Annotated in this window: 10 protein-coding genes and 1 pseudogene; 6 read left to right on the forward strand and 5 right to left on the reverse strand. The window is 42.8% G+C overall.

The genetic code is table 11. From position 1 onward, the window contains the following. Positions 1-21 precede the first annotated feature (21 nt). Positions 22-812 (reverse strand): annotated as a pseudogene (locus tag HRI96_RS11900) (cache domain-containing protein); the annotation flags it as partial. Next, on the reverse strand, positions 809-2,236 hold the full coding sequence (locus HRI96_RS02855) for an adenine-specific methyltransferase EcoRI family protein (protein WP_210118022.1): 1,428 nt from the start codon (positions 2,234-2,236) through the stop codon (positions 809-811). The pseudogene HRI96_RS11900 and the gene HRI96_RS02855, both read right to left, overlap by 4 nt. A 420-nt stretch (positions 2,237-2,656) precedes the next feature. Here HRI96_RS02855 and HRI96_RS02860 point away from each other — a divergent pair, with 420 nt between their 5' ends. The 6 genes from HRI96_RS02860 to HRI96_RS02885 all read left to right on the forward strand — a co-directional run bounded on the left by HRI96_RS02860 (position 2,657) and on the right by HRI96_RS02885 (position 10,525). Continuing rightward, positions 2,657-4,117, forward strand: coding sequence for an FGGY-family carbohydrate kinase (locus HRI96_RS02860; protein ID WP_210118023.1), 1,461 nt, complete (start codon positions 2,657-2,659; stop codon positions 4,115-4,117). 65 nt (positions 4,118-4,182) lie between these two features. After that, positions 4,183-5,247, forward strand: coding sequence for an L-ascorbate 6-phosphate lactonase (ulaG, locus tag HRI96_RS02865; protein ID WP_210118024.1), 1,065 nt, complete (start codon positions 4,183-4,185; stop codon positions 5,245-5,247). Between the two features lie 234 nt (positions 5,248-5,481). Next, a complete protein-coding gene (locus tag HRI96_RS02870; RefSeq protein WP_210118025.1) occupies positions 5,482-6,732 on the forward strand; it encodes an ABC transporter substrate-binding protein in 1,251 nt (416 codons plus the stop codon). Positions 6,733-7,029: 297 nt separating this feature from the next. Then, positions 7,030-7,920, forward strand: coding sequence for a carbohydrate ABC transporter permease (locus HRI96_RS02875; RefSeq protein ID WP_210118026.1), 891 nt, complete (start codon positions 7,030-7,032; stop codon positions 7,918-7,920). A 19-nt stretch (positions 7,921-7,939) separates the two neighbouring features. Next, positions 7,940-8,785: a carbohydrate ABC transporter permease gene (locus HRI96_RS02880; RefSeq protein WP_256729282.1), complete on the forward strand. Its 846-nt coding sequence runs from the start codon at positions 7,940-7,942 to the stop codon at positions 8,783-8,785. Between the two features lie 6 nt (positions 8,786-8,791). Then, the gene (locus HRI96_RS02885; protein ID WP_210118027.1) at positions 8,792-10,525 is read left to right on the forward strand and encodes a glycoside hydrolase family 3 protein; all 1,734 of its coding nucleotides are present in this window, start codon (positions 8,792-8,794) and stop codon (positions 10,523-10,525) included. Between the two features lie 310 nt (positions 10,526-10,835). Here the strand turns inward: HRI96_RS02885 and HRI96_RS02890 are convergent, their stop codons facing one another. From HRI96_RS02890 to HRI96_RS02900, 3 genes are all read right to left on the reverse strand, one after another. Beyond that, positions 10,836-11,093 carry a hypothetical protein gene (locus HRI96_RS02890; protein ID WP_210118028.1) on the reverse strand — a complete coding sequence of 86 codons (258 nt, stop codon included), beginning with the start codon at positions 11,091-11,093 and terminating at the stop codon, positions 10,836-10,838. Further along, a complete protein-coding gene (locus HRI96_RS02895) occupies positions 11,086-11,373 on the reverse strand; it encodes a toxin (protein ID WP_210118029.1) in 288 nt (95 codons plus the stop codon). The genes HRI96_RS02890 and HRI96_RS02895 overlap by 8 nt, the downstream gene beginning before the upstream one ends. A 64-nt stretch (positions 11,374-11,437) precedes the next feature. After that, a complete protein-coding gene (locus tag HRI96_RS02900; RefSeq protein ID WP_210118030.1) occupies positions 11,438-12,232 on the reverse strand; it encodes a DeoR/GlpR family DNA-binding transcription regulator in 795 nt (264 codons plus the stop codon). Positions 12,233-12,251 lie beyond the last annotated feature (19 nt).

The raw sequence follows: 12,251 nt of genomic DNA on the forward strand, positions 1-12,251 counted from the left end.
GAGCGGATAATAGGCTACGGCATAACTGCCTTCCGTACGGATGAGCCCCTCATTTGTCAAGGATTTTAGAATGGAATCGGGATCTTTTTCCATTTCTTTTTCAAAATTAGTTCCTATGAGCTTATATGTTTTGTCCAAAGCAAGGGCATACACGCTTACGTCCAAACCTCCCGATAAAACTTCGGGCGTACAGTTGCTCGTGAACTGTTTTATAAATTCGTCGTTAATGGCGCCTCCGTATTCTACGCTGCCTATATGATGGCCGTCTTCAGCGAATACCGGATGGACTACGCGGAAGCCCAAATCGCTTACGCCTGCTTCGAGACCGTGAATTTCCTTTTTTCGGAATTCGCTTTAACTACCGTCGCCCGAAACGAAGAAAGATCGTCCCCGAATTTGGAAGGCCTTTGAACGCGCAAAAACGAAGTTGCAGGCGGCGTATGAAAATGAAATTGTTGCGCATGGTATTTTTCTTTCATAGTTACGAAAAGCGGTGCCGTTAATTGCAGGAGGGTTTTTCTGTCGCGCTCGGCAAAAGCCTTGACTATATTTTTATCCGAAGTGACGTTGTCTAATATGATGTTTCCCATGAGGGTATAGGTGTTGATTTCATTATTGAAGGCAGAATATTTTAGGTCTCCAATGATTTTTATTTGGTCGTTTGAAAACTTCGTAATGCTTTGCCAGTCTTTTACCGAAAGGATGATGTACTGGACGACTAGCAGTAAGATCGTCGCTCCTATGAGTTTTTTCCCGAGCGACTGAGGCCGCTTTTTCTTTTCTGAATGATGTGATACAGCTGTCTTGTTCATAATTTGTAAAGCTCCTGCTTGTTATGTATGTTAAATATTTTACTATTATTTTCGGATAATGACCACATAACAGTAAGCAATAGCGATTTTGTCGCGTTTTTTTGAAACAGGCCTCGCACTTTGTATTTGCCGAAAGCCGCGTTAGGAATTTTAAGGCTGTGCCGGTGCCGGTTTTCCGGCTTATGTCTTTTTTCTGATGATGATTCTGAAATACGGGGTGATCTTCTGGCTTCTGGCTTCTGGCTTCTGGCTTCTGGCTTCTGGCTTCTGGCTTCTGGCTTCTGGCTTCTGGCTTCTGGCTTCTGGCTTCTGGCTTCTGGCTTCTGGCTTCTGGCTTCTGGCTTCTGGCTTAATTTTGAGGGCAAAATCGTGAATGTCAAGTCTTTTTCATCGTTTCCTTTACGAAATTTTATGATTTCAAATTGTTCCGGACAATATTTATGAAGAAAACTTATAGGCACTCCCATGGCTTTATTATAGTCGGAGGGAATCGCGTCGGAAAAAGACACTTCGATAGCGTCATAATTATCATATTTTGGATAACCGTTTTCTTTTATGCGCGTGTGCCGGCTGAAATGCAAATTTTCTTCCATAGTCATAAGTTTTAAAGGCCTGTGGCGTTTACTGTGGTCGAGATTTGTAAACCAGCAGGAGTTTCCGAGCCGTGTATAGTTGCCGGAATAGCCCATACGTGCCGCTTTTTGTCTGTCTTTTTCTGAAAGGCGCGTTCCCTCAGGAACCGCAAACACCATGTCGGAACCGTTCCCCGTCGCGCCGAGCCAAAGTTTATTATCTTTTATCAGCGGAAAAACTTCTTTGTAAGTAATTGCATTCATGCTGCCTATGAGTAAAAATTTTTTGTCAGCCTCAAAAATCCATGCAAGAAATTCTCTGAACAGGCTGAACGGAGGGTTAGTGACTATTATGTCGGAATTATTCCTTAATTTTTTCATTTCATCGCTTCTAAAATCTCCGTCGCTCTTAAGATAGCCGTATTTTAAATGAACGGATTCAAGGTTACACTTGCAGAAAATTTTCGAGCATTCGTTGGAACTTGAGTTTTCTTTTTCTCGGTTTTCAATTACGAGCATTTTTCCTTTTGCGCCGATTGCGCCGGCGTTATTTTTAGCGGAAGAAGATTCGCAAAATTTCTGAGGAGCGGAGTTTGACGATGTGCAAAGACGTCTGCCTGCGTAACATGTGCTGATAAGCTTTTTCAATTCGAATTTTTTAAAGTTTTGAACAAAAAATTTTGTGAAATTGCTTTGATCGGGATCGTCGCAGGGAAGAAAGACGGTTTTATTTTTAAAAACTTTATCGTTAAATTCAACGTATGCTTTAACTTCCTTTTGGATATCGGAATACTGCGTGTAAAACTCGTCGTTTTTTTGTTTTTTTGCGTTTTGCAGGCTAAAATTCGTCATGTTTATTCGTGCGAGGGTTCAATACCTCGCTGCCGTTTGAAGTTTCGCTGCGAATCTGCGGCTAAGTTGTTGATTATCGCAGGTCAATACGTTAATTATATAACCGCTTTGTCCGGCTGTAAACGGCGGCTGTACGGCGATAGCTGCCGCTCGGTGTCAGTCCCCGCGTTTTTCATTCCGCGGGTATTGTTCCGGAACTCCGATGTGAACTGCCGCTTGCGCGGGCGTCATATAAGTCGCCGGAATTGCTCCGGCTGCGCCGCAAGCTTCAATATAGGCGGATATGTTCGGTTTATGATCTGTTTGTGATACATCAATTAATTAAAAATAATAAAATGTTCCGTCAGGTTTGACAAAACGGTAAAAAGCACATATAGTAAACTTATCTTTATTTTATAGCCGCATTGCGGAAAGATACAAATGATAGTTGTTGTTGATGTAGGAACTTCCAGCCTGCGCGTGTCGCTGTTGGATTCTCAGGGACTCATAATACACTGCAGTCAAAGCAAGTATTCGCTCTCATACCCCGAACCTGACGCCGTCGAAATGGACATGAAAGTCTTTACCGGCGCACTGTGGGCGGCTCTTAAAGATTCCGCTTTGTGTGCGGAAGCTAACGCTCTTAAAGTCGAAGCTTTTGCCGTGACCGCTCAGCGTTCTTCCGTGATACCTGTGGACGAAGTCGGCGAGGCTTTGGGCAATGCGCTTATGTGGCAGGACACAAGGTCTTTCCCTATATGCGATGCTCTTAAACAAAAAAAGAAAGAGATATATTCGATTACCGGCATGAGTCTTTCTACTGTATTTTCATCGCCCAAGATGCAGTGGCTGAAAGAAAATAAAAGAGAAATATACGACTGCTCGTATAAACTGATCGGATTTTGCGAATACACCGTACATCAGCTGTGCGGCGCTTTCGCGACGGACACTTCGATTGCAAGCCGCACGAGTTTGTTTGACGTAGCCGCTCTTAAGTGGAGCGACAGCCTCATAGATATTTTCGGAATTGCAAAAGAAAAACTTTGTCCCATAATACCTGTAGGTTCAGTTGCAGGATTCGCCTCAAAACGTCTTTGCGAATTGTTCAAACTTGATTCCGACGTGCCGGTGATCTCTTCCGGGGGAGACCAGCAGTGCGCAGCCTTAGGACAAGGCTGTACCCGACCCGGCGACATAATGATAAATACCGGAAGCGGAGCCTATGTGCTGGGACTCGTTGACAGACCCGTGTATTCTTTTGAAAACGGAATAAGCTGCAATGTTTCAGCCTTAAACGGCAAATGGAATGTTGAAGGCTCCGTTTTAAGCGCGGGAAAAACACTTGACTGGGTAAACGAGCTTTTTTTTGCTTCCGAAGATGAAAAAAACAGATATGAAAATTTTACTCGGGCTTGTCTTGCTTCGCCTCCCGGCGCAAACGGGATGCGTTTTTCGGTTCACTTTGCAGGGCGGGGCACTCCGGTTTGGGACGCGTCGGAGCGCGGAGCCGTGTTCGGTTTAAGCTTTAAAAATACGAAAAACGATATTGCGCGCGCGGTTATGGAAGGAATCGCAGTTGCGGTAGGCGAATGCCTTGAATATACGGAAAAGACTATGGAAAGCTGTACTAAATCCGTTAGAATTTCAGGCGGGCTTGCAAAAGACGCTCTTTTTATCCGTATGTTGTCCGCCGTGTCGAAAAAAAAGCTGCTTTATTCAAATCAAAGCGAATCCACAACTCTCGGCGCATGGATCAATGCAAGTCTGGCCTTGGGAAAGTATAAAACCGCCGAAGATGCCTTTGCCGAATTGAACGAAAGACTTGAAACTTCGGCGTTTGAAAGTTCTATCGAAGAATGCGAATTATACGGAAAGATTGCTTCAGAGCTTAGGCTTAAATAAACGGCAAATCGAACGGCTCGAATATCGAGCGTGCGGTTGTGAATGAGTTTTTTATGGAGGATAAAATGTCAAAAATCGATGAGATAACCAGAGAATCGTGGTTATTGGATTCCTTTCCGGAATGGGGAACCTGGCTGAACGAGGAAATAGAAGAGGAAATCGTACAGCCTAAGACGGTTGCAATGTGGTGGCTCGGCAACGTAGGGCTTTGGATAAAGACGCCGGGCGGAGCCAATATATGCACCGACCTTTGGTGCGGCAAGGGTAAGCGCACTAAAAAAGTAAAAGACATGGTCGCCGGTCATCAGATGGCGAATATGTGCGGCTGCAGACGGCTTCAGCCTAATCTGCGCAATTCGGTTTTCGTAATCGATCCCTTTGCGATCAAAAACGTGGATGCAATTCTTTCGACGCATTATCATCAGGATCACATAGATCCTAACGTAGCGGCTCATGTAGTAAAAAATCTGGATCCTTCCATTCCCTTTATCGGTCCTAAAAAATCCGTAGAACTTTGGGTAAAATGGGGCGTGCCGCAGGACAGGTGCGTTACCGTAAAACCCGGAGACGTCGTTAAGATAAAAGATACCGAAATAGTCGCCCTTGATTCCTTTGACAGAACGTGTTTGGTTACTACCGACGGCTATCAGGACATAAGAGGCGTTTGTCCCACCGATATGGACGAGAAGGCCGTAAACTTTTTGTTTAAAACGCCGGGCGGAAATATCTATCACAGCGGCGATTCTCATTATTCAATCTATTTTGCAAAACACGGCAAAGATTACGATATCGACGTAGCCCTTGGAAGTTACGGTGAAAACCCTGTCGGAATTCAGGACAAAATGACAAGCATCGATATGCTCCGCATGGCGGAAGCCCTTAACTGCAAGGTAGTCATTCCCGTTCACTATGATATATGGTCGAATTTTATGCCGGATCTGAATGAAATAAAGGTTCTCTGGGATCTTAAAAAAGACCGCTTGGGTTATAAATTCCATCCGTTCTTTTGGGAAGTCGGCGGGAAATATATATATCCCAACGATAAAGAAAAAATCTATTATCATCATGACCGCGGTTTTCACGACTGCTTTGACCACGAGCCGAATACCCCGTTCCGCTCGATATTGTAGTTTCGGTTATGCCGTGCGCGGCTGATGTGCCGGCCGTGCTTTGTACGCTGAAAATTTATGCGGCCTATTTTATAAATCGTTGATTTATGCGATAATAGGCATATAGGAATTACAATAGCGTCTGGTGTATTTCAGTTTACAGCTGTTTATTAAATTGTGCGCAAAGAGCGCACTAATGCGTCGTCCCGAAAGCTCAAATCTTTCTGCGGCGGCACATTCGAAAAGGAGTTTTAAATGAAAAAAAATCTGTTGAGTGTTTTGGCACTTTTTTTTGCGTTTTCATTGCTTTTTGCCGGAGGAGCAAAAGACGAAGGGGCGGCACAAGGCGTAACGACTGTGCGTATCGCTTTGTGGGACTATGACGTTGCCGGTTCGGTATATCCGGCTTTGTTTGCGGAATTTGAAAAAGCCAATCCCGACATAAAAATTGAAGTCGTAAACGCGCCTGCAAACGATTACGAAACAAAACTTACCACAATGCTCGCTTCAGGCGACAGCATTGACGTTTTTTTTGCAAAGTCTAACACTTCGTATCCTACCGTAGTTGAAATGGATTTTGCAAAGGATTTGAATCCTCTAATAAAAAAATACAATTATGACGTTAAACCCTACGGAACCGTTCTCAAGCAGCATTATGAAATAAACGGCGGTTTGTACGCTCTGCCGTTCAGAACGAACGATTGGGTTTTGTACTACAATAAAGCTATGTTTGACAAAGCGGGACTTCCTTATCCTACAAACGATATGACATGGGAAAAATTCTTTGAGACTGGTAAAAAACTTTCGCACGGCGACGAGTACGGCTCTGCATTCTACCCCAAGCCCGGTTTTATTGTTCCCGTGTTGATCGGCGCTGTAGACGGGTTTGATATTTCCGTTTCGGATTTTAACCTGCTGGTTCCGGCTGCAAAAAAAGTTAAGGCAGCTATGGACGAAGGCGCTTGGGAAAAATTTGCGGAATCCGTATCTTTGTCTAAAGATCAGACCTTCTTTTTCCACGGCAAGTGGGGAATGTTTTACGACGGTTCGTGGTTTACACAGATGCTCGAAGCCAGAAAAGATCTGGGCTTTAAGTACGGCATTGTGAAATCTCCGTATTGGGCGGGGACGGCTAAAAAAGGATTCGCAACTTCGACGCCCGTTCTTATGAGCTCTACTACTAAAAAAGAATCTGCCGCATGGCGCCTCATAACGGGTATTTGCGGCGCCGAAGGAGCAAAGATGGTTGCAAAGTCAATGCTTGTGCCCGGATATATGAGCGGCGATATTATGAACACGTTTAAAGAAAGCACAAAGCTGGATGAAAGTTCGATGAAGGCTCTTACAAACAATGTTTCTTACGGGCTTGGAGCCGCAAGTGTAAATTTGGCAAAACTTTCGGCGGCGTTCAATCAGGAACTCGAATCGTTCCTTACGAACAATCAAAGCGCCGAAAAGATGGCCGAAAATCTTAATAAGCGACGTACGGAAATTTTGAAAAAATAAACTTTATGTGCCCTCTAAAAACTGCGGTTTTTAGAGGGCACTTTAGCCGTATTCGCTTTTGAAAGTGAAATTTCAAAGGCGAATGACGTACACCGGTGAAGACGACCGGCAGCAGCCTCTGCGCCGTATGAGACTTTCGGGTTTTGGCTTTGGGCGCTGCATGTCTGAAAACTGCTGCCGGCCGTGTCCGATGCGATACTGTCGGCCGGTATGGTTGTAAATGCCGTGTTGCTTGCATTTGCCTTATTTTGTGAGGCCGTGGTTTTTTATTTCAGTTTATAAAAACGAGGTTTTAATATGGCGTCCGCCGTTTCAAAAACGAGCAAGATCGTAGTTAACCGTAACAGAAAAATGGCTTTTTTATTTTTACTGCCTAATATAATAGGTTTTGCAGTTTTTACGCTGATCCCTGTCGTGAGCTCGATTGTATTAAGTTTGATGAAGTGGAACGGGCGCAGCGCTGCAAAATTCGTAGGTTTAAAAAATTTTATAACAATATTTACTTCTTCCGACTTTCTCATAGCTTTGAGGAATACAGTAGTTTATACGGTCGGAACGGTTCCTTTTATAATCGCGTTTGCGCTTATTATCGCCTTTCTTTTGGAAAATGATTTTAAAGGGGCTGCGGCTGTCCGCGCCATGTTTTTCTTTCCGCATATTTCATCCATAGTAGCAATTTCGGTTGTATGGCAATTGGTTTACGCCAAGAGCGGAGTATTAAATAATTTTTTGACACATTTGGGGCTTACGGATCCTCCCGCCTGGCTTTCGGATAAAAACTGGGCGCTGCCCGCCATAATGCTCATGATCATATGGAAGGGCATAGGATACTACATGATCATCTATCTGGCGGGGCTTCGGAACATTGATAAGGCATTGTACGAGGCCGCCACCATAGACGGCTGCAACTCGTTCAGGCGATTCTGGCATATTACCATTCCCTCCTTAAAACCCATAACCTTTTATATTTCAGTCATGTGCATTATAAATTCGTTCCAAGTGTTTACGCCCATATACATAATGACAAAGGGAGGCCCGGGCAGGGCGACTACGGTTATGGTCTTGCAAATTTATCAGGATGCGTTTGTCAATTATGAATTCGGCATCGCTTCGGCAGAGGCGATGGTCTTATTTGCTTGCATACTTATTGTCACTTTGATCCAGTTCAGGGGACAAAAAGACGATTGATATTTTGAGGAAACAGGATATGAATAGAATGGACAGTTTTAAAAAGCCGCTGAACATAGGAACTTTTATGCGCTATGCGGTGATATTTATCATCTCTCTTACTATGATCTTTCCGTTTCTTTGGATGATCAGCGCTTCTTTTAAAGACAGTTTGGATGTTTTTGTTTTTCCCATCGACTGGATCCCCGACACGCCCAAATTTTCAAATTACGCTTACATATGGCAAAAAGTAAATTACGGTCTGCTTTTCTTTAACACCTTAAAGATTGCGGTGATAGTTACCCTGCTCCAAATTTTAACGTGCAGCCTTGCCGGTTACGCTTTCAGCAAACTTGAGTATCCTGAGCGGAACAAGATATTTATCATATATCTTTCTACGCTTATGATTCCGTATCAGGTGATCATGATCCCTCAGTTTTCGATAATCAGAATGCTGGGGCTTTCCAATACGCATGCCGCACTGATCCTTATACATGCGTTTAATCCTATGGGTGTGTTTTTGATGAAACAGTTTTTTGACAGCATTCCTAAAGAATTGAACGAAGCTGCCTGCATAGACGGACTTAACGATTTTAATATTTACTCTTTGATCATTATGCCGCTTTCAAAATCCGTTATAGGGACTTTGGTGATCCTTACTTCGGTTTTAATGTGGAACGATTTTATTGCGCCGCTCATATATCTGAATTCGGAAAAACTTTTTACGATACAGTTGGGACTTCGCAATATGATAAGCGAACACGCCGCCGAATATGCGCCTATCATGGCCGCTTCCGTAATTTCAATAATACCGATATTGATTGTATTTTTAAAATTTCAAAAGTTTTTTGAACAAAGTTTGGTTTCTTCAGCTGTTAAGGGGTAGAATTTTATGTCGAACGATTATGCAAAATATATGAAAAAACCGTTTTCTCTTTCAGATTCAGACTGCGATTGGGTAGGCCGTACGCTGAGCGGGATGACGCTTGAGCAAAAAGTTGCGCATCTTTTTTGCATATTGATTAAGGATAAGCCCGTCGAACGGATGATTTCGGAAATGCGTTCCCTTAATTTTCAGCCGGGAAGCTACATGTCGGATTCATTTCCTGCGCAAAAAGTAAAAGATAATTTTTGTAAACTGCAAGCGGAAACTGAAATTCCTCTTTTGTTTGCCTGTAATCTTGAGCGCGGGGCAGACGGAATCTGCACTGAAGGAACTTTTTACGGCACACAGATGCAAACCGCCGCTACGGCGGATCCTCACTACGCTTATGAACTTGGCAGAGTCTGTGCGCAAGAAGCCGCCGCCTGCGGAGCAAACTGGAATTTCGGACCCGTAGTGGATATAGACGCAAATTTTCATAATCCCATAACAAATACAAGGACTTTCAGCTCGGACAGAGATACCGTGATTGAATTTTCTAAGGCTTTTATTAAAGGGCAGATCGAAGAAGGTCTTGCCGTCTGTATTAAACATTGGCCGGGCGACGGACAGGATGAAAGGGATCAGCACATGCTCACGTCTATAAACGGTCTGTCTGCCGCCGATTGGGACGCTTCTTACGGTAAAATATATAAGGAACTCATCGATTTCGGCGCACAGTCCGTCATGGCTGCGCATATTTTACAACCCTCTTATTCTCGCTTGCTTAATCCGTCTTTAAAAGACAATGAAATTTATCCGGGCTCGCTCTCCTATGAGCTTACCACGGGCCTCTTAAAAGAAAGGCTGGGATTTAACGGTCTTGTAGTTACCGACGCTACAAGTATGACGGGTTTTATGCAGGTTATGTCCCGGCGGGACGCCTTACCTGCTTCAATAATGGCGGGCTGCGATATAATACTTTTTTCATTAGATATTAAAGAGGATTTTGACATAGTGCTTAAAGCGGTTAAAGACGGCCGCATCACTATGAAAAGATTGGACGAAGCCGTTTCAACCATACTGGCGCTGAAGGCGCATCTGGGGCTGCACAAAAAACTTACTGAACAAAAGACTCTTGAAATCGGTAACGTTTCTTCTTTTTTTTCAGACAACCCTGCCAAACGAAAAAACGTTGAAAGCGCGAAGGATTGCGCCGATAAGGCAGTAACGCTTGTAAAAGACGTTAAGCACCTTTTGCCGCTTGATGTAAAAAAACATAAGCGCGTGTTGCTGCATGTTTTAGGCGATAAGGGCGGCTATCATGATCCTGTAAAAGGCACTCATAAATTTTTTGTTTCGCTCATGGAAAAAGAAGGCTTTGAAATCACCGTGTATGATCCTGAAAAGCTTGATTTGCGCCCGATCGGTAACAGCGTTGCAAGTTTTGTGGAACGTTTTGACCTGATAATATATTATTGCAGCGTTAAAACCAGCGGAAGCGATACCGTTTCCCGCATAAGTTGGGCTCCTCCCGGCGGATGCAATACCCCCAGATACTTTAACGATATTCCGACTCTTTTTATATCGGTTGATAATCCGTATATGCTTTTTGACGTGCCGCGCGTTCCCGCCTATATAAACGGATATACGCCGACTCCTTACGTTATCGAAGCGATTGTTGAAAAAATAATGGGGCGCAGCGCTTTTAAGGGCAAGAGCCCTGTGGATCCTTTTTGCGGCTTGTTTGACGCTTGTTTTTGAGACGCCGTGAATGCGGTATGCTGGGGTGGGTAAAACTAATTTGCATTAAGCACTTAGGGATTTGTTGCATCTATATCATGAATGTATTTTGCAGTATCGAGGGTTCTTAAAAAGGCAAATGTGCCGAAAAGGTCATCATCTGGGACATGCAAGGGCATCCCCAATTCTTTTGTTTCTCATATCATTGACATAAAAGTATTGTTTCTACTGCATCATTGTTCATAAAGAAATCGGAAATGATCCATTGCTACTCCAATAGGTTTTAATCTGGATTGCCGTGTTAAAGGCGATGTCAGTTAAAGCAGTATTTTTACCCTTCTACTAGTTTTCCTGTTAAATATTTATGTAAAATACTTCCTGCAAAAACTTCATATTCCATACCTTCTTCAAAAGCTTTTGCTTTTAGATTATTCATATCTTGCTTGGCAAGCATTATATCCATCTTTTCACTTTTCATAAGCATACTTTCAGCAGCTTTTTTTAAATCATTATTAAGATCATAAAAATTTTTTACCGATTTCCATTCATCATTTTCTATGGATTCATATAACTCTTTCTCACTATTCATTTTCTTCTCCTTCCCAATCAAGATATTTTGCCGTATATTTTCTACTCGGAAAAATGGTTTTCAAAAAACAAATATTATTTTCGAGTACACAAGGGACTACATATACATATCTATCAATTTTAACAAGAAGCAAAAGTTGATTCGCATATTTTTCTTTATTCGGATTTTCTAAAATATCCAACAAACCGTCTTGTTCAATTGCTACAATAATTTGCTCAAAAGATATATTTCTGTTTCTTTTAAGCATCATATTCTTTTCATTATTCCAATCGAATATCATACTGTAAAATAATATATCACTTTTTCAGTCTTTTAATAATAGAACTAGGTTATTAATTTAGCTTTTACCCTTCTAGTTCCGCATTCGCTATGATAACTTTTACGCCCTGATCTATGATTTTTTTGACTTCGGCGGGATCGGCAAGAGAATCGGTTATGACAATATCAATGCCGGAAATGCTTGCCGTATTAAAGCTGAACGTTTTGCCCAGTTTGGAACTGTCGCAGGCAACTATTTTAAGTCCCTTGCTTTGCTTTAGAAATTCCTGATTTATCATCGTTTCAGGATAAAAAGCCGTGGTTATACCGTCCGAGGCGGACAAACCGTTAACGCCTAAGACCGTGACTGAAGAAAAAATTTTATTGATAAGATAGGTTGCCAAAACTCCGGAATAAGAAAGATTTTTGGAATTGAATTCTCCGCCGGTAGAAATAAGAGAAGCGTTTGTATTCCTTAGGAATGAAGACGCCAGAGAATTGTTTGTGATTACGGTTATGTGCTTGTTTTTTACGGCTTTGATTATTTCGGTAGTGGTGGTTCCCGCGTTTAAGAATACCGTATCGCCGTCTTTGATATATTGCGCTACAACTTGCGCGATCTGCTGTTTTTGCTCCTGCGCGATTATTCCTTTGTTTGCGTAGTCAGGCGCTTCGTCGGCGCTCTGTGTGACAAGCCTTGCCCCTCCGTGGAAACGTTTTATTATGCCCGCTTTGGCAAGGGCTTCAAAGTCGCGGCGCACGGTAAGCTCTGAAACATTGAGTTTTTGACTTAATTCCGTCACGTATATGGGATTTTTTTTGTTTAACAGCTCGATTATTTGCTGATGCCGCTTATCGACGATTTCTTTACTCTGTTTCATAATAATTTCAATCTATAAG

Origin of the sequence: Treponema parvum, from assembly GCF_017893945.1 — a bacterium.
In the GTDB taxonomy this organism is placed as follows: Bacteria; Spirochaetota; Spirochaetia; order Treponematales; family Treponemataceae; genus Treponema_D; species Treponema_D parvum_A.